This is a genomic window from Vreelandella alkaliphila (genome assembly GCF_016107625.1).
GTDB lineage: Bacteria > Pseudomonadota > Gammaproteobacteria > Pseudomonadales > Halomonadaceae > Vreelandella > Vreelandella alkaliphila.
Genome location: NZ_JABASV010000006.1, coordinates 272,650 through 299,245 on the forward strand (window position 1 = coordinate 272,650; position 26,596 = coordinate 299,245).

Below are 26,596 nucleotides of genomic sequence, written 5' to 3' on the forward strand. Positions count from 1 at the left end.
CTGGTAGCAGAACACTCATACGTACAAATACGCCTTAAAAGCCAACCTGTTCATTCATTTATGCTCGACCTGCCACAGGATAATGGCGTCCATCACAATTCCGCTTCATCTTTTTAGCGGATAACCGCGATTGACGGATATTAGCCTATGCCTTCTTTGGTGATGCGCCTGAGCCGTCATCAGTTTTGCCTGTCCTCGTGGGGGCACGCATGAGCGAAACTGGTGCTACGGCAGGCCGTCAGAATAGTACGACACAACATGCACCCCGCAGCGGAACGGCAGACAATGACACCAAAAGCCCCACGACGGCTCAGCGCACGTTAAAACAGCTGCGTGGCAACCCGTTGGTTGTGCTGTTGGTCGCTGCTGCAGCTTCTATTGCGATTATTGCTGCGCTTTTCATGTGGGCCAGCAGCCCTGAGTATCGGGTTCTGTATAGCAACCTGAATGAAGCCGATGGTGGACGCATTATTGCGGAGCTGGATAGCCGCGGCGTTCCCTATCAGTTCAGCGAGGGCGGTCAAGCGCTGTTAATACCAAGCGATCAGGTACACACGCTAAGGTTACAACTTGCTGAGCAAGGGCTCCCCCGTGGCGGTAACCTGGGCTTTGAGCTGATGGAGAATCAAGCCTTTGGTATCAGCCAGTTTGCTGAACAAGTTAACTTTCAACGTGGCCTTGAAGGTGAGCTGTCTCGCTCCATTGAATCACTGGGGCCCGTCGATAAGGTTCGCGTTCATCTTTCGATGGCCAAGCCGTCGGTCTTTATTCGTGATCGTGAGCCCGCCAAAGCATCGGTGGTACTGACGATGCTACCTGGGCGTGTCCTGGGCGAGGGGCAAGTCAGCGCTATCGTCCATATGGTATCCAGCAGTGTTCCTGAGCTGGCACCGGAAGACGTCACCATTGTGGACCAAAATGGCCGCCTGCTTTCGTCTACAGCGTCACAAGGAAACGACCTGGATGGCTCTCAGCTGGCTTACATCGCGGAAGTCGAACGCTCCTATCAGCGTCGTATCGAAAATATCCTGTCTCCCATTCTTGGCAATGACAACGTACGCGCACAGGTAGCGGCGCAGATCGACTTTTCTCGCCGTGAACAGACCTCAGAGCGCTATGCCCCCAACCAGGCCCCCAATGAGTCCGCGGTTCGCAGCCGTCAGCTCAGCCTGTCGTACGATGGCGAGGATCCTCTGGCGACAGGTATTCCAGGGGCATTAAGCAACACCCCTCCCGGTGTAGCGCCATCACCTATCAATCAGCCCGACGCTGATGAAGAGGATGCAGAAGTACCTGAAAACGCCTTACAGAATCTGCGTCAAGATGACGTGGTGAACTATGAAGTTGACCGCAGCATTGAACACATTCAGCACCGCCTTGGCCAGGTAGAGCGCCTATCGGCAGCGGTTGTCGTGAACTTCCGCCAGGTTGTAAATGACGAGGGCGAAGCAGAGCAAGTTGCACTAAGCCCAGAAGAGGTTGCTCAGCTAGAGCGCTTGGTTCAACAGGCCATGGGCTTCTCGCAAGCGCGTGGCGATCAGGTGGAAGTCGTTAATACGCCGTTCGTCAGTGTCGATGACAGCGCGTCTGACGTCGTTTGGTGGCAACAGCCTGAGACCTTGTCGATTGCCTCAACCTTGGGCCGCTATCTGCTTGTCGCCCTGGCAACGCTATTGCTCTATTTGCTGATTCTACGGCCACTGATCAAGCGCTATACCCAGCCACCTGTGATGGCTGCCGCCATGCCTGGCAGTACGTTTAGCGCCAGCGTTGGAGGCGAAAGCGAAGAAGATGAGCAAGAGAACGAGGCATCTGCGTCTGGTGAGAACGAGGATACCTACAGCAGCAAGCCCAAACGGCGGCGCAAAACCTCGCTGTACGAACACAATCTTAACGACCTGCGTGAAATGGCCCAGGAAGATCCCCGTATGGTCGCAATGATTATCCGCAGCTGGATGAACACCCATGAGTAGCCCGATTGCCGAGATGACCGGCGCACGCAAAAGCGCCATTCTCTTGCTTGCGCTGGACGAGGATAGCGCGGCGGAGGTTTTCAAGTACCTTAGCGCCAGCGAAGTACAAGACATCAGTCTGGAAATGGCCCGCTTGCATCAAGTCTCACACGAAGACATGAAAGCAGTGCTGGAAGCCTTCCATAAAGAAACCGAAGAGTTTGTGGCGTTGAACCTCAACTCTAGTGAGCATATTCGCTCGGTACTCACCAAAGCGCTGGGGAGCGAACGTGCCACTAGCCTTATTGAAGATATTCTTGAGACCACGGGAGGCAACTCAGGCATTGATGCGCTGAATCTCATGGAGGCCTCCATGGTGTCTGAGCTGATTCGTGACGAACATCCGCAGATTATTGCCACTATTCTGGTTCATCTGGACCGGCACCAAGCGGCCGATATTCTTGAGCTGTTTGAAGAGAAGCTGCGTAACGATGTGGTATTACGTATCGCAACCTTCAGCGGCGTTCAGCCAGCCGCACTGCAAGAGCTAACAGAAGTGCTGACCAGCATGCTGGATGGCCAAAACCTCAAGCGCAGCAAGATGGGTGGCGTCAGAACGGCGGCCGAGATTCTCAACCTGATGAACTCCTCTCAGGAAGAAGTGGCCATCGAAACGGTTCGCTCCCACAGCGAAGACTTGGCGCAAAAAATTATCGACGAAATGTTCCTGTTCGAGAACCTACTCGACCTGGACAACCGTGCCATTCAGATGGTGCTTCAAGAAGTCGAAACCAACTCCTTGGTGGTGGCCCTCAAGGGTGCCCAGGAAGCATTGGTCGACAAGTTCCTACGCAATATGTCGCAGCGGGCAGCGGATCTTGTTCGCGAAGATATGGAAGCCCGAGGTCCTATTCGCGTTTCACAGGTAGAAACCGAACAGAAAGCTATTTTGCAGGTGGTGCGCCGATTGGCTGATTCCGGTGAGATCGTCTTAGCAGGCGGGGACGATGAGTATGTCTAACGCCAAAACGCCTGAATTTGACCGTCACGGCAGTTGGCGGCGCTGGCAGATGGACGAGTTGGCTGAACAGACAACAGGCTCACAACCGGGCGGCATACCAACGCCTTCCGCCCAACAACGCAAAGTAGAGGCAGCCAAGAAAGCAGCCGAGCAGGCGCGCCAACGTGAAGAGCAGGAACGCCAGGCACTTTACGAACGCATTCGCCAGGAAGCCGAGAAAACGGGTTATCAGGATGGCTTAGCCCGAGGCCATCAAGAAGGTCTTGAACAAGGCCTTAGCGAAGGGCGCGCCCAGGCAGAGACAGAGCTAGAGCAACACATACGTAAAACTGTGGCGCCCCTACGGTCGCTGGCAAAACAGTTTTCTGATGCGCTAGAACGTATTGATGAGACGGTGGCACACGACCTCGCCGAGCTTGCCCTGGCAACCGGCAAGCAATTAGCTGCAGACGCACTGCAAGAGAGCCCTGAGCAAATTCTTGAGATCGTTCGTGAATTGCTCCATACCGAGCCACCGCTCGTAGGCCAGCAACGTCTTTGGCTTAATCCGCAGGACCATGCACTAGTTAAAGAGCATCTCGGTAGCGAGCTACAAGCAGCCAGTTGGTCGCTTCAGCCAGATGATCAGCTCGCACGTGGCGGGTGCCGGATCACCAGTGCCCAAGGAGAGCTGGACGCCACGTTTGAAAGCCGCTGGCAGTCAGTTGTTGCTCAGTTACGCAAACGCCATCACAACAGTGATTCCCCCTCTTCTACTCGTTAATACAAAGGTAAATGCACACGTTGATGAAACAGGTAATGCAATGAGCGAGGCAACTTGCCCCCACCTTTACCGCTGGCGCAAAGCACTGCGCCGTACAACGCAGCGCGTCAGCCAGTTGCCTCACTACCGTACCAGTGGCCGTGTGATACGAGCCACGGGCATGGTCATTGAGGTAGTTGGGTTACGCGTGGCGGTGGGGAGTGCTTGCCGCATTGAATTACCGGGTGCAGATGGGCGGTTGAACGATAGCGACAAACATGCGGAAGCAGAAGTGGTTGGTTTTTCTGGCGACAAGCTGTTTCTTATGCCGCTAGAAGAAATTTCTGGCCTTATGCCGGGGGCCAGAGTCTCTCCGCTTAGTGATGGCAGCGGCCACAGCGCCCGACGTTTTCCGATTGGCGATGACCTGCTGGGGCGAGTGCTCGATGGCAATGGCAACCCGCTAGATGACCGTGAAAGCTTTGAGGATACGCCTCGTGCAACCCTTAACGCGACGCCGCTTAACCCGCTTTCCCGGGCACCTATTGATGCCCAGATTGACGTTGGCATCCGTGCCATCAATGCATTACTGAGCGTTGGCCGTGGTCAGCGTATGGGGCTCTTTGCGGGCTCAGGGGTAGGTAAATCCGTGCTGCTGGGCATGATGGCGCGCTATACCCAGGCGGATGTCATCGTGGTGGGACTTATCGGCGAGCGTGGCCGTGAAGTACAGGACTTCATCGACAATATCCTGGGGCCTGAGGGCCGCAGGCGTGCTGTGGTCGTGGCGGCGCCCGCGGATACCTCACCACTCCAGCGCCTACAAGGGGCTGCTTATGCGACGCGGCTGGCCGAAGGGTTTCGCGATGCGGGGCGCAACGTTCTGCTAATTATGGATTCGCTGACCCGCTACGCCATGGCACAGCGTGAAATTGCGCTCGCGATTGGCGAGCCACCCGCCACCAAGGGTTATCCACCTTCGGTGTTCGCTAAGTTACCCGGGCTTGTCGAGCGTGCTGGAAATGCTGAGCGCGGCGGCGGTTCGATCACCGCTTTTTATACGGTGCTGACCGAAGGCGATGACCAGCAGGATCCTATTGCCGACTCAGCCAGGGCAATTCTTGATGGCCATATCGTGCTCTCTAGAACGCTAGCCGAAGCAGGGCACTATCCGGCCATTGATATTGAAGCCTCGATCAGTCGTGCGATGACCGCCATTAGCTCTCCTGAACAGCTTCAAGAAGCCCGCACCTTTAAACAACTCTTTTCACGCTATCAGCGCAATCGTGACTTGATCAGCGTAGGGGCTTATAGCCCAGGGCACGATCCAAGGCTGGACGAGGCGGTGAACCGCTTTCCGTCATTGGAACGGTTTCTTCAGCAAAACATTGATGAGTGTGCAACGCTTGAAGCATCACGCCAAGCTCTGCACGCGGTAGTGGGAGGTTAGCGATGAGTCATTCACAGCTCGACATGCTGACAGGCTTAGCCCGTGATGCGCGGGATAAAGCCGGGAAATTATTGGCAGAAGAACGACAAACACAGCAACAAACAGAAGCGCAGCTTCAGTCGCTTAACCGCTATCGGGCGGAGTATGCCGAGCGTTTACAGAAGGCAATGCGCGACGGCATCGATCCTGCCACCATGTACAACTATCAGCAATTCCTGGCGTCGCTGGATGCCGCCCTCAGCCGGGCACGGCAAGCGCTTGTGGCCCAGCAAAAACGTGTGCAGCAAAGTCAACAGCATTGGCAACAGGAACAGCGTAAGCTTTCCTCCTACGATACGCTGACATCACGACGCTTATCTGAAGAGCATCGCCGCCAAGAACGTCATGAGCAAAAATCGAGCGATGACTTTGTGACTAACCGTTTAGCCCGCCAGCCGAATGATAAGGCGCATTAGCGTCGCGCCGAGGAGCTGTATTTATGACTATTGAGCTATTGCTATCAATGCAGGGCCAGGGAGCTAACTCGTCATCAAGCTCTTCTGCAGCCCCAGGCTCTCCTCGTGCGACGCAAGGCATGTTTCTCCAGGCGTTTACGCAGGCTGCAAGCTATCAAGCCCGCACCCTCACTGACACCCCGGCAGAAAACACACCCACAGTTCCACTGAGCGATATCGTTAAACAACTAGCATCATTTGATAGTGAGCTGGATGAGGAAACACTGTCGAACATAGTCGCCACCGTAAGCGCTCAGGGGCAAACTGCCGACATCTTCTCTTCTGGTGCCGATAGCGTTGCGCCGGCTCAAACGCTAGAAATGGCATCAGCAGCGCAAGAACAAGTCCGGACACCAGAACAGGCTTCTTCGTCGCCTGCTAGCGAAGGCACTGAGACGACCCAGACAACCACGCGGGTTACTATCGAAGAAGTCGCGTCGCGCTTAGCCCTCATCGAGTCATATTCTACGCCGCCAACCGCAACCAACGCTGCGGGTTCCAATGCACAGCCTACTAACCCTGCGACGCCCTCAGCAGCAACAGGCTTAAGCAAGGCGACGACCCAGACGTCACACGACCAGCTTGCGTCTGCCAACACATTAACTGCCGCCACTTCTTTCCTTGATCGCACAACCCTCGCGATGCCTGCGGCGCTGTCTGTTCGCGCGTTAGCCACGGAGCCTACTCCACTAGCACAGACACAAGGCCAAGATCACACTCAAGCACTGAGCGCCCATCAGCCTCCGAGGGCACAAGCAGCTACTACAGTGACCACTAATAGCGCCGTTTCACCTGCTAACGGCCAAGCCGCTATGTTGCCAGGCACCGTCGCTAGCGCTGCTCCACGTGACGTTCAGGTAGCCCAAACAGGCGAAAGAGTCGTTGCAGAAACATCACGGACAACGACGCAAGCAACAGCTTCACAACCAATGGCGTCGCAAGCAACGGCACAGTCAGCGCTTTCCACGCCAACCAGTGGATCGCCACAGGGTCTTTCATCGGCACCCAGCGCTGGCTCAGCAACCTTATTGCCGCCTGTAACTGCTAATGGCACCGCCGCCACGCTGCAAGATGCCCCCACTAGCGTTGTTCCGCGAGATGGGCAGGTAGCGTTAACCGGCGAAAGAGTGGCCCTAACACCGCAGCCGACGATACAAGCAACGACAACGCAAACAGCGGCACAGTCAGCGCCTTCCACGCCAACCAGTGAATCGCTGCAAGGTCGTTCACCGGCACCCAGCGCTGGCTCAGCAACCTTATTGCCGCCTGTAACTGCTAATAGCACCGCTGCTACATTGCAAGGCACTCCCGCTAGCGCTGCTCCGCAAGATGGGCAGGTAGCGTTAACCGGCGAAAGAGTGGCCTTAACACCGCAGCCGACGATACAAGCAACGGCAACGCAAACAACGGCACAGCCAGCGCTTTCCACGCCAACCAGTGGATCGCCACAGGGTCTTTCATCGGCACCCAGCGCTGGCTCAGCAACCTTATTGCCGCCTGTAACTGCTAATGGCACCGCCGCCACGCTGCAAGATGCCCCCACTAGCGTTGTTCCGCGAGATGGGCAGGTAGTCCAAGCAGGCGAGCGCGTCGTTGCAGAAACATCACAAGCAATGACACAAGCGTCAACCAACGCTGCTGCATTAGTCATGCCGCCGTTGCCTGCCAATAGTTCGGCCACTAGTTCAGCCACAACGCTACCCAACAATACGGGTGAGCTGGCTCAGTCAGCGGTTGGCTCCTCACTACCCAGTGCCCTAGCAGCCACAGCACAGCAAGCAGTTGGCGTCACCAACGCCCCGCGCCCAACCCCATCAAGCGTTAAGGCGTTGCCAGCAGAAGCGGCTACCACGCCTGTTAACACCCCGACACTTGCGGCATCGCTGGAAACCATTCCTGCCCAACCGTTTACGAGCATGCAGCCAGGCATGCATGCGCTGTCTCCGCTCAATACTGCACTAGCGCCAGCGGTGAATGCTGACGCGGTGGCCAGCCTATTCGCTGAGGCAGAGACGGCGAGTGTCACCAGTGGCGCGAGCAAAGGCAGTGAGCAGGTGTTACCTGCATCGCTGACATCACAAAGCCAAGCAATGCCCAACAGCCCAGCGACAGCGACCTTAAACACGCCGCTTAACAGTCCCGCTTGGCCTTCCCAGTTAGGGCAGCAGTTAATTCAGTTTGCTCAGCGTGGCGGTGAGCACCAGGTTAAAATGCAGCTTCACCCTGCTGAGCTAGGGCCATTATCGATCACGCTCAAGGTGACCGAACAGGGCACACAAGCACACTTTTTATCGTCACACGCACCTGTTCGTCAGGCTATTGAGCAAGCCATTCCTCAACTGCGTGAAGCACTTGCTGAACAGGGTATTTCATTAGGCGAAACCTCTGTGGGCGAACAGCAGAACCCGAACGAGCAGGCTTTTGCCCAGCAAACGCCAGGAAAAGCAGCTGGCAATCGAGGCGGTGAGTTAGGTAACGATAGTGCCCCTTCACCTACTGAGGTGGATGTCCAAGGCAGCCAAGATGGCCGTGTAGATCTCTATGCTTAATGCTTAATTCAGGAGTTAGCGTTGAGTGTGACGACACTGAGACTCACAGCATCACTTAACTAAACCAAAAGATAGGCTCATCCAATGAGCTTGTTCATTTCATCACCTGTAACAGCGTTAGGCATAATGCTTGGCTAGTGTTACGGGTGAAATTTATGGGAACAGCAAATGGCAGAAGCAAGCGGCGGATCTAAAAAACTGCTTTGGATAATGATTGTATTGGTACTGCTTTCGTCGGCAGGTGCCGCGGCAGCTATTTATTTAGTACTGGATCAGCGCGGCGGCAATGCTGGAAACGACGAAGTACAGCAAGAAGTTGAGCATGTACCACCTGTTTTCACACGTATTGACCCGTTTACTGTCAATCTGGCAGATGATCGTTATGGCTCTCGCTTGCTTTATACCGGCATTACGCTTCGGGTTGGCAACGAGCAAAGTAAGGCGATTATTGAAGAACACATGCCCCAGGTGCGTAGCCGCTTGCTGATTTTATTATCAGGCAAACAGGCTAATGAATTAACGTCCACCGAAGGGAAAGAAGCGCTGGCCCAAGCAATCATCAACCGCTTGAGCGTCCCGCTTACTGAAAACCAGCCTCCCCTCGACTTACGGGAAGTGCTGTTTACCGAATTCATTGTGCAATAACCCGGGAACTGGAGCCGTTCATGTCACAGGACGATCTACTGTCCCAGGAAGAAATTGATGCCTTACTAAAGGGCGTCAGTGGAGATGATGAGCCTGCTGCTCCGTCATCGTCCACACAAGAGGAAGTGCGCGTTCGCCCCTACGATCCCGCGACACAGCATCGAGTGATTCGTGAGCGCTTGCACGCGTTAGACTTTATTAATGAGCGTTTTGCACGCTACTTCCGCAATGGTCTATTCAACTTGATACGGCGCAGTGCCGATATCACCGTTGAGTCGGTGCGTTACCAGAGCTTTAGCGACTTTTCGCGCAATGTTCCAGTACCCACTAACTTGAACCTTGTATCAATGAAGCCGCTGCGCGGATCGGCCCTGGTGGTCTTTCCACCTAACCTGGTGTTTATGGTGGTGGATAACCTGTTTGGTGGCGATGGTCGTTTCGTGACGAAATCGGATGGCCGTGAATTCACGAATACCGAGCAGCGTATTATCCAACGCCTGCTCAACTTGGCCATTGATGCCTACCAAGAGGCGTGGAAGGTTGTTTATCCGCTAGAAGTGTTTTTTTTACGCTCCGAAGTGCAATCCAAATTTGCCAACATCACCAACTCGCCCAACGAGATTGTGGTGAACACCAAGTTCAATATTGAAGTGGGCAACCTGTCGAGCAACTTCCAGATTTGCATGCCCTACGCCATGATTGAACCGCTTAGGGATTTGCTCGCCAACCCGATTAATGACAGCAACCATGACCACGATGGCACATGGTCACGGCGCATGGCGAACGAACTTCGCCAATCAGAAGTTGAGTTAGTCGCTGAATTTGCCCAAATACCCAGCCGCATTGCCCACGTAATGGGGCTTAAAAAGGGCGATGTATTGCCCATGGATATTCCCAATACGATCACCGCTCGTGTCGACGGTGTCCCGGTGATGGAGTGCGAGTACGGGAGCCAACAGCAGCAACGTGCATTACGCGTGCTACGTATGATCGACCATGCCGCTATGAATAACCTATCGTCCAAGGACTTTATTAAAGGTTCAACGCGACAGAAAGCCAAGGAACCCAAAGCATGACTGATCCAAATAAACCCGATCAAAAGGTCTCTGATGATGATTGGGCGGACGCCATGTCTGAGCAAGAAGAACCCAGTTCAAGTGCCGATGCCGCAGGTGAAGAAGACCCATGGGCAGCGGCCATGGCCGAGCAAGAAGCCGCTGAGGAAGCAGATGCCTCAAGCAGCGAAGCTGAGCCAGAAGCGCCTGTTGCTAAACCAGCAAGCGATGAAGTATTTCGTCCGTTAAGCGCTGAAAGTGGCCATGCCGAGTCTCGCGACTTGGAAATGATCATGGATATCCCGGTCAAGCTGACGGTGGAGTTAGGCCGTACCAAGCTGACCATCAAGCAACTGCTTGAACTTGCCCAGGGGTCGGTGATTGAGTTGGAAGGTCTCGCTGGCGAGCCCATGGATATTTTGATCAATGGCTATTTAATCGCCCAAGGGGAAGTGGTTGTGGTGGATGATAAATACGGCATTCGCATCACAGAGATTATTACCCCCTCTGAGCGCATTCATAAACTCAACCGATGAGCGTCGCTTCCTCTTCTTCATCAAGCTCCTCACTTGATGCCATAAGCGGCAGCGGTGATGCCTTAATAGGCATGGCAGCACTCGGCAAAACAGCAGCGGCACTCGCTCTGGTCATTGCCATTATTCTGCTGTGCACAGCGGTGCTGAAACGCTGGCAAACCGCCCGTCATCATCATGGTGCCCACTTAAAAATTGTGGGCAACACCGCGGTAGGCAATCGCGAGCGTATTGTCGTGGTTGAGATTGAGGACACTTGGCTGGTCGTCGGCGTTAGCAATGGGCGAATAACGAAACTGCATGAACGCCCTGCGCCGACGGATCGCTCCACTGCGTCGCCCGCCGAGGCTCCTTCGCGTTTTTCTCAGCGTTTAGCCCAGGCAATTGCCACCAGCCGGAGCAAGCACGATCACCAGCCCCCTACCGCCTCTGATTCAAACCACACACCATGAGATTCGAGATGCACTTCGCTTGGCCTTATGGGCGGCGTTGGTGGCTAATACTTGCCACGATCGTCTGCTGCTTATTTGTTCTACCTGCTCATGCACAGCAGCTTCCTGGGCTGGTTTCTCAGCCTTTGGATAATGGTGGTCAGCAGTGGTCGCTGTCGTTACAAACGCTGCTATTTTTAAGCTCTCTGGCTTTTTTGCCAGCCATGCTACTCATGATGACCAGTTTTACGCGCATCATTATTGTACTTAGCTTGCTTAGAACAGCCATGGGTACCCAGGCAACACCACCAAACCAGGTTTTATTGGGTATCGCGCTTTTCTTGACGTTTTTTATTATGTCGCCTGTTTTAAACCAAGTGTACGACACCGCTTGGATGCCGCTCACTAATGAAACGATCAATTTTGAAGAGTTCTTACTGCGCGCTCAGCAACCGTTTCGTGAATTCATGCTCGCCCAAACCCGCGAGCCTGATTTAGCCCTGTTTGTTCGTTTAGCAGATGTAGGTCCGATGCAAGGCCCCGAAGAGCTGCCTATGCGGGTCTTACTGCCTGCCTTTGTCACCAGTGAGCTCAAAACTGCATTTCAGATTGGTTTTACTATTTTTATTCCCTTTCTGATTATCGACTTAGTGGTTGCAAGCACACTGATGGCACTCGGCATGATGATGGTGCCACCGATCACGATTTCACTGCCCTTTAAGCTCATGCTGTTTGTATTGGTTGATGGCTGGCAGTTGATTATTGGCTCGCTAGCAGAAAGCTTTTACATGATTTGAGCGTCGCGTTCAGCGACCAGGAGTATCCATGACCCCAGAAATGGTGATGAGCATTGCTTACCAAGGCATGCGGGTAACGCTTTTTCTTGCTGGCCCTATGCTGCTGGCTGCCCTTTTCACCGGCCTTATCATTAGCTTGTTCCAGGCAGCGACCCAAATAAATGAAATGACACTGACCTTCATTCCCAAAATATTAGCCGTCTTTGCCGTCCTGGTACTTGCCGGGCCCTGGCTAATTGGTTTGATCACCGATTTCACGCATCGCCTCTTCTCCAATATTCCCAGCATGGTGATGTAACGCTATGGTGGAGGTGACGTTCGCCCAGCTACAGGCGTGGTTAGTGGCTTTCTTTTGGCCATTTGCACGTATTACTGCTTTTATGGCGGCCTCGCCTCTATGGGGCCATTCCAGCGTTCCGAATCAGGCCAAGGTGGCGCTGGCAGCTATCATTGCTATTGTCATTGCCCCTATATTGCCTGCCATGCCTGATGTTCCCATCGTGTCGTGGGCAAGCGTAGGTATCATGATTGAGCAGTTGCTGATAGGCGTTGCTATTGGCTTAGTCATGCATATTATTTTCGCCGTGGTTCAGGCTGCCGGGGAGTTTATCGGCTTGCAGATGGGCTTGGCGTTTGCCAGCTTTTTCGATATGTCGAGCGGCACCAATATCATGGTGCTATCGCGTATCCTTTATATGATTACGCTGTTGATGTTTCTTGCCATGAATGGCCACCTGATGGTGTTAGAAACATTGATAATAAGTTTTGAAACGCTACCCATCGGCATTGGCGCCTTAAACCCGAATGCATTTGAGCTGCTGGCGCGCTATGCGGGAACTATTTTTGCTTCAGGTATGCTGCTTGCGCTACCGCTGGTCGGTTCACTGTTGATCATTAACTTAGCGCTCGGCATTCTCAACCGCTCAGCGCCACAGCTGACGGTATTCAATATCGGCTTCCCCGCCTCATTAACCGTTGGGCTTATCCTGTTGATGGTGTTAATGACAGATATCGGCCGCTTTTTACAACAGCTCTTTAGCCAGGGCCTGGCATTTATGCAGAGCTTGATCGAGACCATGGCGCCGTTAGGCTAATGTTCAAAGCGCACCAGCAAAAAGGCCCCAACCCTAAGCTTACCGCTAGAGGTTGGGGCCTTTTTTAATGCGACCTCATGAGTTACTAAAGAGTGGCCGTTTTACATATAGTCGAACAACGACATGCCTCTAATATCGACGAATGCTTTCTGAGCCGCCTGAAGGCCTACTTGCCGCAGACTATATTCAGAAATCGCTTCGGCGTAATCCAAATCGACCAAGTCAGACAGGGTTTGCTCATAGTTAAGCTTTCGGTTGCTGCCTACCGCATCAATCACATCCAGCTCATTCAGCCGAGCACCCGCAGAAGCACGAACGGTCAGCACGTTATCGAGCGCATTATCAAGATCACGCATCGACGTATTCAGCGTATTGCGCAACGCCGCTTTTTCCGCGGTGCTTTGGGCAGGCGTTTCTAGTACGCTAATTGCTGCTTCCATGGTGCGAAACAGATCCGCACCACGCTGCTCACTGCCCGCCTGGGCAATCAGGATTTCATCATCAGGCTCGGCGCTGCCGGTAAGTGTGACATTAATCCCACCAAAACTAAGTTGCTGACCGTCGCCGACATATTCACCACTAGCCACCAAATCAGCAGCGTCTTCCTGCCAGGCGCCGTCGCTAAAACGTTGCACTTGATAGCTGATGCCGCTATCCAGCGCTGCATCTTCACTGAACACGACACGGTAGCTGTCGCCATAGCCTGGATCGTTAACATCCGTAAGCTGAGGACCGTTGAAGGTAACGCCCCCCTGGTTTCCTGCATTGGCTTCAGCGATATAGCCAGCACCGCTGGGGACGCCCTGAAAAATCGTGGCGCCATTTTCAGCAACGGGCATCAAACGCGAGGCATCGACACGTTGCAGGCGTGAACTGTTATCACCGTTATATTCCACATTGCCGTCTGCCGATTTAACAAACGGCGGGGCGTTATCTTTATAGCCGCCGAATAAGTAGCGGCCATTGCCATCAGTGGCATTCGCCTGCCCCAGCATCGTTTCGTAAATGCCTTTTAGATCACTGGCAATGGACTCACGATCCACATCGCTTAGCGTATCGCTAGAGGCTTGAATCAACAGCGTTTTAGCACTAGTAACGGCATCACTGACACTGTTAAGAATGCTCTCAGTTTGCGACAGTGAATTTCGTGCCGAAACCCGAGAGTCTGAAAACTGCTGGTTCATCGCTCTGGATTGATCAACGCCGACAGCGCGTGATGCTGCCTGCGGATCATCGGAAGGATTAACCACGCGACGGCCACTGGCAATTTGCTGACTAACTTTCAAAAAGTCACTTTGCTGACGGTTAATAGAAGCCGTGCTCTGCTCAAACATGGTGACCGTACTAATACGCATCGCCTAAGCTCCTTATTAGTTCCGTAGATTCAAGATGGTGTCCATAATGGCACCCGCGGTATCAATCACGCGCGCATTCGCTTGGTAATACTGCTGATAGCGAATCAAGTTAGCCGCTTCTTCATCAAGATTGACGCCTGACTCAGATTGCTGCACTGCTTTCAATTGATCAGTTAACCCTTGTCGAGCATCTAAATTCACCTGGGTAATATTGGTACGGTTACCCACATCGCTGACAATGACGCCATATGCGCCGCTCACCGATGCACTACCTCCCACGATGGCTTTTTGCTGTAAGTCCTGTAATGCCAAAGCATTGCGGTTATCACCTGCACCCGTCGCTACCCAGCCGGCAGGGTCGTCTTCAGGATTCACTGGTGTACCAGCAGCGATACGGTCTAGCTCTTTGATGGTGACATCCATGTCACTTGCGCCCCGGCGCACCGGCTGCACTTCAAAACGGTCACCATTGTTAGGCGTGCCGCTAATCGTAAGTGCTACGCCACCAAACGTTAGCGCACCCGTTCCCGCGTCCCAGTCAACATCATCTACTGTTGCTCCGTTATCGTTACGCGTAACGGTTGGAGCACCATCTTCAAAGCGAACGGTGTAATCCGTCGCGCGCAGCTGGTCAATCGTGTCGATATCAAACTCGGCAGACTCAATGACGGCTGTGCCACTGTTCTTCTCATGGCTAAACGTTTGGGGAGCACGCACGGCAAAAAAATCGCCACCTTGCTCGCCATCCAGATCGACACCCTGCTTGTGCTGCTCGTTAAACGCCACTGAAAGAGAAACCGCCAGCTGGCCAATTTGGTTCTGAGTTTTATCCAGCGTTTCTGAACGGAATGTCATCAGACCACCCAGGGCGCCACCTTTAATCGCTGACTCTCCCAACTGAGTTACGCCACCTCCACCATCACGATAAGCCACCACGGTACGCTGTGGATCAGCGTCTGATTGCACAGCTTCAAGCTTAAACGCGCTGGTCCCCGTTACTAACGGCTGACCATTCGGCAAACTGAGGTTGTAGCTTTTCCCATCCTGTATATTTAGGCGTATATCCATGCGTTCATTGAGCTCAGAAATCAAATGATCGCGCTGGTTCAACAGGCTATTGGGCGCTTCGCCGCTACGTGCACGGGCAAGCGCAATTTCGCGATTCAGGCCGGCAATTTGTTCAGTCGTGTTATTTATCTGAATAACTTCATCTTTGACTTGGCTATTAATATTGCTCTGCATATCTTGCAGATAACCGTCAAAAGAACGGAATTGGGCGCTGAGTGTATTGGCCGAGCCAACAACGCCTTGGCGAGCAGCAGGATCCGCTGGCGCACTGGCCAAATCTTCCAAAGAGGAGAAAAACGACTGCATTAACGGCGACAAGCCCGCTTCTCGATCCGCAAGCAAGTTATCAATTTGGGTGACTTGGTTGTGGTAAGTCGCCAGTGCGCTTGATTGGGTCTTGGCGCTGTTAAGCTGGCTCGAGACATACGTATTAAACTGGCGCTCGATACTGTTGATCTTAACGCCGCCTCCCACAGACCCTTGGCCAAGCTGAGCCAGCTCACGATTATACCCAGGCGTATAAACGTTACTGATATTGTTACTGGTGGTGCTGAGGGCATTCTGCGCCGCATTAAGGCCGCTTAAGCCGATTGAAAACATGCTCATGGTCAATTCCTTAGGCCGATAAGATGTCTATCGGCAGTGCGCAGAAAAACTTGAATCACACGTTAACGGGAATCTGCGAGAAAATCGCGCCCCGTTGCGATCGGCCCCATGGTATTCATGACGGCAACTAGTTTATTGGCATAGTGTGGGTCCGTCGCATAACCGCCCCGCTGTAGTTCATGGGCGGCTTGTTGCGCATCAGCGGCCTGCACGACGCCCGCGTAGCGCGGATTGTTGCCGATCAAATTGGCATAGTCGGTGAACGCATGCTCAAACGAGTCATAGACGCGGAAAGAGTCCACGACCTGGGTACGACGGCCATCAATATACTCATGGGTGACGATATCGGTCGTCTTGCCCTGCCAGTGACTGCCCGCCTTAATACCAAACAAGTTGTGGCTATTGCCGCCGTGTTGCGTGGCAATTTCATGGCGTCCCCAGCCTGTTTCCAACGCTGCTTGTGCCAAAATAAGCTCAGCTGGCACACCGGTGGCATCACTAGCAGCCTGGGCTGGAGCCGCTAACGTCGTTAAGAAGCGCTGAACGTGATCTGGTGCCTGGCTAAAACTGGCAGGTGTCGCGGCGGAAGTGGGCGTAACGGAGGAGGCAGCTGTCGATGCCATGCTGGCATTGCTTTCAGCGGCTGGCTGTTGGCTAATCGCGTCTAGTTCAGCTAAGAACCGCCCATTACCCGATGCTGGCGCATATCCACCGCGATTCGGCTGCAGTGGCTCATCCAACACCCTTGGGGTACCACGTGGTATGCCCGCAATCAGCGCTTGCAGTTCTTGGTCAGCACTATCTGGCTTATGATTGACCGCTCCTTGGCGCTGCAGCTGTTCCACCAGCATATCCGCCAATCCCATACCTTTAGACGAGATCACTTGCGACCACTGCTGATCCAGCATCTGCTGGTAAGTATCGGTTGTCGAACTGCTCAACAAACCTGAAGAAGGAGTAGCATCGCGCATGCTTTTCATCATCATCTGCACAAACAGGGCTTCAAACTGCTGTGCAGCGCCGTGCACACCGGCATCAGGATCTACTCGGGCGTTGTGCTGCAGGCGCTGAAAGCCGTTCATGTCCAGCGCGAATTGGCTGGTCATATCGCCAATGCTCATTTAAATAACCTCAAGCTCTGCGCGAAGCGATCCGGAGGCCTTCAACGCTTCAAGAATCGACATTAAATCTTGCGGTGTGGCTCCCAAGGCATTGAGTGCATTGACCACTTCATTCAATTGGGCACCTTCTACGATTTGTAGAAATGCTTCCTGCTGTTCAATTTCAATATCCGTATTGGGCACAACCACCGTTTCACCCTCACCAAAGGGAGCTGGCTGGCTAACCCCAAACTGGGTATCAATCATGATCGAGAGGTTGCCGTGGGCAACGGCTGCTTGGCGTAGGGTGACAGCGCTATTCATGACGACGGACCCCGTCCGCGCATTGAGTACGACCCGCGCGGGCGCCTCCATGGGTGTCACCTGCACATTTTCTACACGTGCCATAAAGTTAACCCGGGCGTTTTCATCCATCGGGCCATCAAGTGCGATCACCCGCCCATTGCGCGCATACGCTACCGACTGGCCAAATTCGTTATTAATGGCCGTTACCATGCGTTGTACCGTGCCAAAATCTGACTCATTAAGCTGTAACTCTAATCGTCCGCCGTTACCGCCAAGATTTAGCGGCACTTCCCGCTCAACCAACGCCCCATTAGGAATGCGGCCGGATGCTTGCTGATTGATCTGGACACTGCTGCCGCCTGCTTGAGCGCCTGCGCCACCCACCAGCATGTTGCCCTGAGCGATGGCATAGGTATCACCATCGGCACCTTTCAGTGGGGTCATTAATAGCGTTCCGCCACGTAAGCTGCGAGCGTTGGCAATCGAAGACACCACGATATCCAAGCGCTGACCTGGGCGTGAGAACGGCGGTAAGTCAGCGGTGACCATGACCGCAGCAACGTTGCGCAGCTGTAAGTTAGTACCTGCCGGCACCGTAACGCCTAACTGCGAGAGCATGTTCGTCAAGCTTTGGCTGGTAAACGGCGCCTGGGTGGTTTGGTCGCCGGTGCTATCCAGCCCCACGACCAAGCCGTAGCCAACCAACTGGTTATCGCGCACCCCGGCAAAGCTTGATAGTTCACGCACCCGTTCCGCTGCGGCAGGCATTGCCAGTACACAACTAACGGCAAAGAGTGCCGTGAACATAGCGACACAACGTAGCCAGTGCTTAACACCACGATAACGGTTTAACTGCATAGCCATGATAGGTCTCTGTTAGCAGGCCGAGTGACTAACTTAAAACGGCGATACATTTAAGAAAAAACGCTGTAACCAGCCCATGTGCTGAGCCTCATTGATATAGCCATCACCCACATACTCAATTCTTGCGTCTGCCACTTGGGTTGAAGGCACAGTGTTTTGCGCGGTAATCGTGCGTGGGTTAACCACACCAGAAAAACGAATGAACTCCGTTCCCTGATTAATCGCGATCTGCTTTTCGCCGCGTACCCGCAAGTTGCCGTTATTCATCACTTCCAATACCGACACAGTGATCGTGCCCGTGAAGGTATTGTTGGCCTGGGACCCGCCGCCCCCCGCAAAGTCACTCGCCCCCGATACATCGAAACCATACTCGGCCAACGTGTCCAGCACATCGGGCAGTTGCGCAAGCTCTAAGCTGGCATTACCCGAACGATCTGCATTGGATCGGGCATTTTTGCTAGCACTCACCTCTTCATCAAGCACAATAGTCAAAATATCGCCTATAGATCGCGGGCGGCGATCTTCAAATAGCGGCTGATAACCGCGGCGCGCTTGATAAATAGAGCCATTGGCGATTGGCGGCGGTCGATCCACAATCGTAATTTGCTCTTGCTCACCCACCACCGAGGCTCGCGGAATTTGCGCGCAACCAGCCGCAAATAAAATAAACAGCGCAAGGCCAACTAACAAAAAACGACGTGAAGCAGCGTGTAAATCCAACATAATGCGACCTGTTAGTAAGCCCGATTTAGTAAGCCCTATTCATCAATAACGTTAGAGCTGACTCAAGCGCGCTAACATTTCGTCGCTGGTCGATACCGCCTTACTATTAATTTCGTAGGCGCGTTGGGTTTGAATCATATTGACCATCTCCTCAACCACATTCACGTTTGAGGTTTCTACATAGCCTTGGAATAACCTGCCAGCACCGTTATTACCGGGGACATTTTGGTTGGGCGCGCCCGAGGCACCGGTTTCCAAGTACAAGTTACCGCCAACGCTCTCCAGGCCTGCTGGATTAATAAACGATGCCACATTGATCTGGCCAATATCGGCATCTTGAGCGATACCAGGTTGGCGTACGCTGACCGTACCATCTTCACCAATCGTGACCGACAACGCGTTAGCAGGAACAAAAATGGCAGGCTCTAATGGGTAACCATTGGCGGTCACCATTTGGCCGTTTTCATTGAGCTGAAAGCTGCCGTCGCGAGTGTAGCCAACGGTGCCATCAGGCAATAACACTTGGAAAAAGCCTTCTCCACTGATCGCCAGATCGCGGGAGTTACTGGTTTCTTCAAGACCGCCTTGGGTATGCAGGCGTTCAGTCGCCACCGCACGCACACCGGTACCTATTTGCATGCCAGAAGGCAGGCGATCCTGAATATTATTTTGCGCTCCGGGCTGGCGCATATTTTGATAGAGCAGATCTTCAAACACAGGACGGGAACGTTTAAACCCGTTTGTGCTCACGTTCGCTAGGTTATTGGAAATAACATCTAGTTTGGTTTGCTGAGACTCCAGTCCCGTCTTGGCCGTCCACAAGGACTTAATCATAAGCGTGTTCCCTTGGCTGAGTGGCTGCTATCAGCCCTGAATAGATAAAATGCTGTTAGCGCGCTGAGCATTCTCGTCCGCCGTGCTGAGCATTTTCATTTGCATGTCGTAACGGCGGGCAACATCAATCATAGACACCATGGCATCTACGGCACTGACGTTACTGCCCTCTAGTGCACCACTGACAATTCGGGCATCTTCATCACCGGGAAGCACGGCGGCGACGCCTTCCTCATTCACAGGCCCGCGAAACAGGCCATCTTCACCGCGCGTCAACGCCTGTTCATCGGGCGTGACTAGCTTGATGCGGCCGACATCAACCAGTGCCGCAGGCCCCTCACCCTGGGGAATAGCACTGATGGTGCCGTCCGCACCAATGGATACTTGCGCGCCTTGGGGCAAGGCAATGGGGCCACCTTCCCCCATTACCGGGCGCCCAACACTAAGCAGTACGCCATCACTATCCAACTGCAGGTCACCCCGGCGGGTGTACGCCTCATTGCCGTCCTCGCCAAGCACCGCCATCCAGGCATCATCCTGCATCGCGATATCGAGGGTTCGACCCGTACGTTCAATAGGGCCCTGCGAAAAATCGGTGCCTGGGGTGGTCGTCACCGCCGATACCCGCGTGTCGAGTAGCCCAGCGCCCTCTACCGGGACTGAACGCGCAGCTTGCAACTGAGCGCGAAAGCCTGCGGTAGACACATTCGACAGGTTATTGCTAACCACTGCCTGCTGGTCCATTGTGTGTTTGGCGCCGCTCATGGCGGTGTATAGCATACGATCCACAACTGACTCCTTAGCGCAGCATCACGCCATTATCACGAGTGACTACAGGTTAATAATGGTCTGCAGGAGCTCGTCCTGGGTGCTGATAGACGTTGAGTTCGCTTGGTAGGCTCTCTGGGAAACAATCGTGTCAACCAGTTGCTTCGCCAGATCAACGTTAGAGTTTTCAAGCACGCCCGACTCAATAGTGCCGAAAACGCCAGTGCCCGCTGTTCCAATGATGCCAACGCCAGAGGCATTGGTTTCACGCCAGGCATTATCACCAATCGGCTGAAGACCTTCTTCGTTTGCAAAGTTGGCCAACACTACTTGGCCAGCATCACGACGCTGTTCGTTCGTAAAGATACGGATAACTCTGCCATCGCGAGTAATTTCTAAGCCCGCCAAGCTACCTGAAGAGTAACCATCTTGCGTCAACGTATTCTGGATCGATGTGTTGTTAAACTGAGTAGTACCCACTAAATTGAAAGTAAAATCTAACTCTTCAGCTCCGCCCAGATCGCCGGCGGGGAAAGTAAAGTTGACTTCCTCACCGCCATCAACACCAATAATATTGTTATTGGCATCTCTTTCAAGATTGCCATTAGCGTCAAACGTTAATTCAAAGTCATTGCTATTATCTAATTTAACACCATCCCTAGCGACTTGAACATTCCAGGTGTTATCCCCGGTTTTGGTATAATACGTAGAGACATTTCGAGCATTACCCAGAGAGTCGTAAACCGTAAAACTATTAGAGAAGTGATATTCCACTTCTACTTCATTGGCAGGATCAGTAGTACCAAACTGATCATAAAGCACTGCCGTTTGTAGATTTTCGTTAGCAACAACACTGGCGTCTAAATTATAAGTAGCCGTGGTACGCCCAGTTTCTTGGGCAGGAATATCATCTGCGGGAATACGCAATGCTTGAGGCGCGCCGCCAGCAATGACTTCTGAAAACGGATCATTGATATCAGAAAGCCCATAGCCTGTGAGACGTTGGCCTGAAGAGTTAACCAGGAAACCTTCATTATCTTGACTAAACTGGCCGTTACGTGTGTAGGCGGCTTCTCCACTTGACTGCTCAACGCGGTAGAAGCCTTCGCCCGCCACAGCAAGGTCCAACGTACGTCCAGTAGACTCTAAATCACCAGCAGTAAAATCTTGACGAACATTAGCTACTTTAACACCAAGGCCTACTTGGCTGTTTGCTCCAGCAAAAACATCAGCAAAAATAGCACCCGAACTTTTAAACCCCACAGTTTGTGAGTTGGCAATATTGTTGCCTAGAATTTTTAAGTTTTCAGACTGTGCATTTAAACCACTTAAAGCTTGAGAAAAGCTCATTACATTCTCCTAGAGAGTGATTTAGGCGTCTAAATCAAAGAATTTGTTTGATCTGATTCAACTGAACCTGTCCGTAAACAGCCCCTAAATCCAGCTGAATATTTCCACTACCATCGTTAGGGGTCACACTATTAACAACCGCATAATTCAATGCGGTTGAGTCTAGTGTTTCACCCTCAGCATCTTGAGCCTCTAGCTGAACCGTATAACGGCCACTGGCAGCGGCTTCGCCCTGTTCGTTTTTACCGTCCCACTGGAAAGACTGCACACCAGCTTCTACCGCACCCAAGTTATAGCGTCTAATCACTTCGCCACCTTGGCCAACAATCACCGCGGTAAGCTGGTCGGCGGGTTTAGCAAGCTCAATACCAAACGGTGTCGTGTAGGGTTTTCCTTCACTATCCTGCTCTAGCATGACCTTGTTGCCAGGCACCATCACACCTTGGCCAATCAAGCCACTTGCTTGCAGTGCTTGGTTGGCATCCATTTGGCTAGTAATGCTTTGCAAAGTGGTGTTCAGCTCTTCAATCCCACTTACCGTATTAATTTGTGCAATCTGGGAGGTCATTTCCGCATTTTCCATCGGATTCAGCGGATCTTGATTCTGTAGCTGAGTAATCAGTAGCGTTAGAAAACTGCTACGCAACTCATCTGACGCGCTCTGCTTTAACTGGGAAGCACTGCCGCCGCCATTAATTGCCGAAAGTGTTGCCGGGTCGATTGTACTCATAATTAACCCTCACCCAGTGATAGCGTCTGCACCATCATCTGCTTCGTTGTGTTGAACACTTCTACGTTGGCTTGATAGGAACGCGACGCCGAGATCATGTTGACCATTTCATGCACGGGTTCAACATTGGGCTTGGCGACATAGCCTTCTTCATCCGCAGCAGGATGGTTTGGCATGTATTGCAGACGTAGCGGAGCGTCGTCTTCAACTACCTCAGTGACACGTACACCACCGACGCCATATCGATTATTGTGCGCTTGGGTTTCAAACATTACTTGTTTGGCCCGATAGGTCTCTCCATCAGGGCCTGCAATGCTGTCGGCATTGGCCATATTGCTAGCGGTAACATTCATACGCTGCGCCTGGGCGCTCATGGCAGAACTAGCAATATCAAAGGCTGAAAACATCGACATAGATTACTTTCTCCTACCGCTCGGTTATTCCGGCTGCATCGCGTTTTTCAGGCCCTGAATTCGGCGATTCATGATGGTTAGTGCGGCTTGGTAACGAACAGCATTGTCTGCAAACTGTGTCCGCTCACGATCCATATCTACCGTGTTGCCATCCAAGCTGGGCTGATCGGGGATGCGATAAAGCAGCTCTGCACTGCCTACACCCCGCCATGCAGGGCCTTCACCTTGCAGATGACGTTCTGAAGTTCGTGCGAGCGGCAGCGCGCCATTTTGCTGCTGCTGTGGCTGACTGCCTGCAACAGCCTTCTTTAACTCACTGGCAAAGTCGAGATCGCGCGCTTTATAGTTAGGCGTATCGGCATTGGCAATATTGGCTGCCAGCACGTCGTGACGCGCTTGACGCAAGCCCAGTGCCTGCTGGTGATAGTTAAAGGCAGATTCAAGCTGATCAATCATGCCAATCCTCGTTCGCTGAAAGGCAAATTAAAACGGATATTATTGATGATGAATAATAGGCTTCGCATCGTCAGCCTAAAGCATGGAACAGCTGCCGTTTACACCAGCATTTCATATGATGCACAGGGTACTTTTGCACTACACTGCACGGTTGATGATTACCATCTGCTTCCCTTCGATTGAGCGACTCTCCCATGCCACACCCGCTGCGCCCAACGCGACCCTATCTGGCAACTCTTAAGCAAATACTCTGCCTATCACTGCTCAGCCTTGGCTTTTCATTTCACGCGCATGCGAATAACCAACTGCTGATGGATACCGTTCAGCAGTTCCTTTATCAAGAATCTCAATCGCTTGGGCAGGAGGTGATGATTGATATCTCACCTCCTTCTGCACATTTACCTGAGTGCATTGCACCCGAACCCTTTTTCCCGAATGCTAATCAATCCCCTATTGGGCGAATTTCAGTCGGCGTGCGCTGTGGCGAAAATCGTCGTCAAGTTCGGTATATCCAAGCGCAAATTGATATCATTGGTAGTTACGCCGTGGCTGGGCAGGATATTGATAGGGGCACGCTCATCACGAGTGATATGCTGACATCACGAGAAGGCAATCTTGGGGATCTAGCCGCCCAAGCACTTACCGACCAAGACGATATTATCGGTATGATCGCGCAGCGTCCTATTCGAAGCGGCAGTACTTTCCAGTCCCACTATCTTCAAGCGCCTCAAGTGGTGAAACGAGGGCAGCGCGTCACTGTCATAGCAGAGGGCACTGGTTTCCGAGTGTCACGCGAAGGAGAGGCCTTGTCTGATGGTGCACAAGGCGAGCGTATTCGTGTGCGCTTTGATACGCGGGAGCTAGTTACCGCACGCGTCATTGGCCAAGGAACATTGATGATAGATTTTTAATCTAATGCCTAAAGTCCTTACTACCCAGGCCGATAATAGGTAATACAGCGCATGCCGCACCAACGTTGACGATGAGGCAAACAACGTGAAAATCGATAACATTAATCCGTTGCTACGTTCTAATCAGGCGCAGCAGCGTGATGAAGCACAGAAAATAGGCGGCAATAAGCCAGCCGAAGCAGACAGCGCGACACGCTCAGCAACGCAACTTAGCCAAACGCATACGGATAGCTCACACGATATCGATACGGCAAAAGTTGAGGAAATTCGCGAAGCTATTCGTGAAGGGAAGCTAGAGATTCGCGCGGATCGCATTGCTGATGGCTTAATTGCTAATTTAAAAGATTTATAAGCGAACTATTATGGGTCTTTCACGACTGCTCTCAGATCAATTGCAACGCCTTGATGAATTAGTACTGCTGCTCTCAGATGAACAAGCACAGCTCACTAAAGGCAGCATTGACGGTGACGCCCTCTCTGCCTTAGCCCTGAAAAAACAGGCGCTGTTAGTTGAGCTAGAACGCATCGAAACACTGCGCCGAAGCGTGCAAACAAAGCTTGGCTATGCAGAAGGTGCTCTTGGCGCCAAACAAGCAGCTAACGATGCAGACTGTTTGCTTACCTGGGAAAACTTGCTCGAAAAAAGCGAGCGCGTATCACGCATGAACGAATTAACTGGGCAAATGCTATCGCTTAGAATGAAGCATAACCAGGAAATGCTGGATTACATTCGCCAAATTGCTGAAAAAACGCTCTACAAGCCAAATGGGCGCAATAATGCCCAACCAGGTCGCTTTAACGCATCTGCCTAGTATTTCCGCACATTCATAGACAAAACCTGTACAAGAAGCTTCAATGTGAACATTGATATTCACAATTGGAGCCGAAAGAATGCTTTCCCACCTTCCAGAAAACTTTACCGCTGTTGTCATCGGTGCCAATGGCGGCATAGGTAACGCTATTATTAAGAGGCTGCTTGCCGATACCCATGTGGGTAATGTCGTTGCCGTAAGCCGTTCACCTCTTGCTTCTCAAGACCCATCTTTTCAGGACGCATCCGTTGAGGTGGCGAACGTCGATATCACCACACAATCAGGGCGTGAAGCTCTCTGCCAGCAGTTAAACGGACGTCCTGTACACCTGCTATTTAATGCTATTGGCACGCTGCACGATGTCGCGCGTAATATTCAGCCTGAGAAACGCTTAGAGCAGTTAGATGAAGCATCATTCGCCCATGTTATGCATGTTAATGCCGCCACGCCCGCCCTACTGATTGCCGCACTTAAATCATCTCTGCAAGGCAAACATCCGGCTATTATCGCCAGCTTGTCGGCGCGCGTTGGATCCATTGGCGATAACGGTCACGGCGGCTGGTACAGCTATCGGGCCAGCAAAGCAGCGCACAACATGCTGATGAAAACACTTTCCATCGAACTAACGCGACTTAACAAACAGTCTATTGTGCTGTGCCTGCACCCAGGCACCACTGATACAGCGCTTTCAAAACCCTTCCAAGCTAGCGTACCCAGCGAAAAGCTATTTACGCCTGACTTCGTCGCTGAACAGCTATTGGAAGTAATGTCTAAACGCACCCCCGAAGATACTGGCAGCTTCTGGGATTGGGCTGGCAAGCCTATCGAATGGTAAATGTTAGGCAAAAAATCCCCCAAGGCATCAGCCCTGGGGATTTTTTTGAATAAGTGCCTGACGATGACGCCCCCCCAGCCCTCCGCGCCACCCTCGTCATTCCCGCAGGTTCTTAGCGGGAGTCCATGTTGAACTGGGGGTTCGGGCTGCTGCAGGTTAAGGTCAAAGTGGATTCCCGACAACCCCACTCGGGAATGACGGTGCGGTGGCTCGGGAATGACGTGCGGTGCACGCTTCGGGAGGTAGCCGCTTTGTGATAGGGGCTAGGGAGTGCTTTTTTCTTCCGCGCAAACAAAAAACCCAGCCGATGGGCTGGGTTTCTTGTTAAATAAGTACCTGACGATGATCCGGGCGGCGTTCCGCTACTCTCCAGGGGAGACCCCTAAAAAGCAAAACCCCGACCAAATGGCCGGGGTTTCTCAATAAGTGCCTGACGATGACCTACTCTCGCATGGGGAGACCCCACACTACCATCGGCGCTAAGCGGTTTCACTTCTGAGTTCGGCATGGGATCAGGTGGTTCACGCGTGCTATGGTCGTCAGGCGTAACTTTTAATGCATATCATGCTGAACATGTTACTGATGTTTTGTGGCGTCTCTCGTTTCCTGTCGCTGACAGGAAGCGCGTATCCGGTTTTCATTATCACTACGACCAGACCCCTTGGGTGTTATAGGGTCAAGCCTCACGGGCCATTAGTACAC

At 52.7% G+C, this 26,596-nt stretch carries 28 protein-coding genes and 1 rRNA gene; 17 read left to right on the forward strand and 12 right to left on the reverse strand.

Features of this window, described 5'->3' with window-relative positions; genetic code table 11:
* The first annotated feature begins 209 nt into the window (after positions 1–209).
* From fliF to fliR, 13 genes are all read left to right on the forward strand, one after another.
* On the forward strand, positions 210–1,973 hold the full coding sequence (gene fliF, locus JFC11_RS11515; protein ID WP_198349565.1) for a flagellar basal-body MS-ring/collar protein FliF: 1,764 nt from the start codon (positions 210–212) through the stop codon (positions 1,971–1,973).
* A complete protein-coding gene (gene fliG / locus JFC11_RS11520; protein WP_038480175.1) occupies positions 1,966–2,973 on the forward strand; it encodes a flagellar motor switch protein FliG in 1,008 nt (335 codons plus the stop codon). The genes fliF and fliG overlap by 8 nt, the downstream gene beginning before the upstream one ends.
* On the forward strand, positions 2,966–3,736 hold the full coding sequence (fliH, locus tag JFC11_RS11525) for a flagellar assembly protein FliH (RefSeq protein WP_038486457.1): 771 nt from the start codon (positions 2,966–2,968) through the stop codon (positions 3,734–3,736). The genes fliG and fliH overlap by 8 nt, the downstream gene beginning before the upstream one ends.
* 40 nt (positions 3,737–3,776) lie before the next feature.
* Positions 3,777–5,165: a flagellar protein export ATPase FliI gene (fliI, locus tag JFC11_RS11530; RefSeq protein WP_038480172.1), complete on the forward strand. Its 1,389-nt coding sequence runs from the start codon at positions 3,777–3,779 to the stop codon at positions 5,163–5,165.
* Positions 5,166–5,167: 2 nt separating this feature from the next.
* Positions 5,168–5,620 carry a flagellar export protein FliJ gene (gene fliJ / locus JFC11_RS11535; RefSeq protein WP_038480169.1) on the forward strand — a complete coding sequence of 151 codons (453 nt, stop codon included), beginning with the start codon at positions 5,168–5,170 and terminating at the stop codon, positions 5,618–5,620.
* Between the two features lie 23 nt (positions 5,621–5,643).
* On the forward strand, positions 5,644–8,208 hold the full coding sequence (locus JFC11_RS11540) for a flagellar hook-length control protein FliK (protein WP_198349566.1): 2,565 nt from the start codon (positions 5,644–5,646) through the stop codon (positions 8,206–8,208).
* A 168-nt stretch (positions 8,209–8,376) separates the two neighbouring features.
* Positions 8,377–8,853, forward strand: coding sequence for a flagellar basal body-associated protein FliL (gene fliL / locus JFC11_RS11545; protein ID WP_038480166.1), 477 nt, complete (start codon positions 8,377–8,379; stop codon positions 8,851–8,853).
* Positions 8,854–8,873: 20 nt separating this feature from the next.
* Complete coding sequence (gene fliM, locus JFC11_RS11550) at positions 8,874–9,929, forward strand: flagellar motor switch protein FliM (protein WP_038480163.1); 1,056 nt, start codon at positions 8,874–8,876, stop codon at positions 9,927–9,929.
* Positions 9,926–10,444, forward strand: a complete 519-nt coding sequence (fliN, locus tag JFC11_RS11555) for a flagellar motor switch protein FliN (protein WP_038480160.1) — start codon at positions 9,926–9,928, stop codon at positions 10,442–10,444. Before fliM ends, fliN begins: the two co-directional genes overlap by 4 nt.
* Entirely contained in the window at positions 10,441–10,893 is a 453-nt protein-coding gene (fliO, locus tag JFC11_RS11560) for a flagellar biosynthetic protein FliO (RefSeq protein ID WP_120385964.1), read from the forward strand. Before fliN ends, fliO begins: the two co-directional genes overlap by 4 nt.
* An 8-nt stretch (positions 10,894–10,901) precedes the next feature.
* Entirely contained in the window at positions 10,902–11,669 is a 768-nt protein-coding gene (fliP, locus tag JFC11_RS11565; RefSeq protein WP_038480156.1) for a flagellar type III secretion system pore protein FliP, read from the forward strand.
* Positions 11,670–11,697: 28 nt separating this feature from the next.
* Positions 11,698–11,967: a flagellar biosynthesis protein FliQ gene (gene fliQ / locus JFC11_RS11570; protein WP_038480153.1), complete on the forward strand. Its 270-nt coding sequence runs from the start codon at positions 11,698–11,700 to the stop codon at positions 11,965–11,967.
* A gap of 4 nt (positions 11,968–11,971) precedes the next feature.
* On the forward strand, positions 11,972–12,763 hold the full coding sequence (gene fliR, locus JFC11_RS11575; RefSeq protein WP_198349567.1) for a flagellar biosynthetic protein FliR: 792 nt from the start codon (positions 11,972–11,974) through the stop codon (positions 12,761–12,763).
* Positions 12,764–12,864: 101 nt separating this feature from the next.
* Here the strand turns inward: fliR and flgL are convergent, their stop codons facing one another.
* The 11 genes from flgL to flgB form a co-directional block, all read right to left on the reverse strand.
* Positions 12,865–14,118: a flagellar hook-associated protein FlgL gene (flgL, locus tag JFC11_RS11580; protein WP_083000298.1), complete on the reverse strand. Its 1,254-nt coding sequence runs from the start codon at positions 14,116–14,118 to the stop codon at positions 12,865–12,867.
* Positions 14,119–14,133: 15 nt separating this feature from the next.
* Positions 14,134–15,792 carry a flagellar hook-associated protein FlgK gene (gene flgK / locus JFC11_RS11585; protein ID WP_198349568.1) on the reverse strand — a complete coding sequence of 553 codons (1,659 nt, stop codon included), beginning with the start codon at positions 15,790–15,792 and terminating at the stop codon, positions 14,134–14,136.
* Positions 15,793–15,854: 62 nt separating this feature from the next.
* On the reverse strand, positions 15,855–16,913 hold the full coding sequence (gene flgJ, locus JFC11_RS11590) for a flagellar assembly peptidoglycan hydrolase FlgJ (protein ID WP_120385966.1): 1,059 nt from the start codon (positions 16,911–16,913) through the stop codon (positions 15,855–15,857).
* Positions 16,914–18,005 (reverse strand): flagellar basal body P-ring protein FlgI, encoded by a 1,092-nt coding sequence (locus JFC11_RS11595; RefSeq protein ID WP_174412728.1) that lies wholly within the window; start codon positions 18,003–18,005, stop codon positions 16,914–16,916.
* A 90-nt stretch (positions 18,006–18,095) separates the two neighbouring features.
* The gene (locus JFC11_RS11600; protein WP_038480139.1) at positions 18,096–18,785 is read right to left on the reverse strand and encodes a flagellar basal body L-ring protein FlgH; all 690 of its coding nucleotides are present in this window, start codon (positions 18,783–18,785) and stop codon (positions 18,096–18,098) included.
* A gap of 51 nt (positions 18,786–18,836) precedes the next feature.
* Positions 18,837–19,619 (reverse strand): flagellar basal-body rod protein FlgG, encoded by a 783-nt coding sequence (flgG, locus tag JFC11_RS11605; RefSeq protein ID WP_038480136.1) that lies wholly within the window; start codon positions 19,617–19,619, stop codon positions 18,837–18,839.
* A 30-nt stretch (positions 19,620–19,649) separates the two neighbouring features.
* A complete protein-coding gene (gene flgF, locus JFC11_RS11610; RefSeq protein WP_038480133.1) occupies positions 19,650–20,408 on the reverse strand; it encodes a flagellar basal-body rod protein FlgF in 759 nt (252 codons plus the stop codon).
* 42 nt (positions 20,409–20,450) lie between these two features.
* On the reverse strand, positions 20,451–21,737 hold the full coding sequence (flgE, locus tag JFC11_RS11615) for a flagellar hook protein FlgE (RefSeq protein ID WP_038480130.1): 1,287 nt from the start codon (positions 21,735–21,737) through the stop codon (positions 20,451–20,453).
* A gap of 34 nt (positions 21,738–21,771) precedes the next feature.
* Positions 21,772–22,467, reverse strand: coding sequence for a flagellar hook assembly protein FlgD (locus tag JFC11_RS11620; protein ID WP_038480127.1), 696 nt, complete (start codon positions 22,465–22,467; stop codon positions 21,772–21,774).
* Between the two features lie 2 nt (positions 22,468–22,469).
* Positions 22,470–22,880 (reverse strand): flagellar basal body rod protein FlgC, encoded by a 411-nt coding sequence (flgC, locus tag JFC11_RS11625; protein WP_038480124.1) that lies wholly within the window; start codon positions 22,878–22,880, stop codon positions 22,470–22,472.
* A gap of 24 nt (positions 22,881–22,904) precedes the next feature.
* Positions 22,905–23,336, reverse strand: a complete 432-nt coding sequence (gene flgB / locus JFC11_RS11630; RefSeq protein WP_038480121.1) for a flagellar basal body rod protein FlgB — start codon at positions 23,334–23,336, stop codon at positions 22,905–22,907.
* Between the two features lie 194 nt (positions 23,337–23,530).
* Between flgB and flgA the strand changes: the two genes are divergently transcribed.
* The 4 genes from flgA (at position 23,531) to JFC11_RS11650 (ending at position 25,894) form a co-directional block, all read left to right on the forward strand.
* Complete coding sequence (gene flgA, locus JFC11_RS11635) at positions 23,531–24,247, forward strand: flagellar basal body P-ring formation chaperone FlgA (RefSeq protein WP_051626404.1); 717 nt, start codon at positions 23,531–23,533, stop codon at positions 24,245–24,247.
* Between the two features lie 85 nt (positions 24,248–24,332).
* On the forward strand, positions 24,333–24,599 hold the full coding sequence (flgM, locus tag JFC11_RS11640) for a flagellar biosynthesis anti-sigma factor FlgM (RefSeq protein WP_038480118.1): 267 nt from the start codon (positions 24,333–24,335) through the stop codon (positions 24,597–24,599).
* A 10-nt stretch (positions 24,600–24,609) separates the two neighbouring features.
* Entirely contained in the window at positions 24,610–25,059 is a 450-nt protein-coding gene (locus tag JFC11_RS11645; RefSeq protein WP_038480115.1) for a flagella synthesis protein FlgN, read from the forward strand.
* Positions 25,060–25,138: 79 nt separating this feature from the next.
* A complete protein-coding gene (locus JFC11_RS11650; protein ID WP_038480112.1) occupies positions 25,139–25,894 on the forward strand; it encodes an SDR family NAD(P)-dependent oxidoreductase in 756 nt (251 codons plus the stop codon).
* 428 nt (positions 25,895–26,322) lie between these two features.
* Here the strand turns inward: JFC11_RS11650 and rrf are convergent.
* Positions 26,323–26,438, reverse strand: a 5S ribosomal RNA gene (gene rrf, locus JFC11_RS11655).
* Positions 26,439–26,596: the final 158 nt, after the last annotated feature.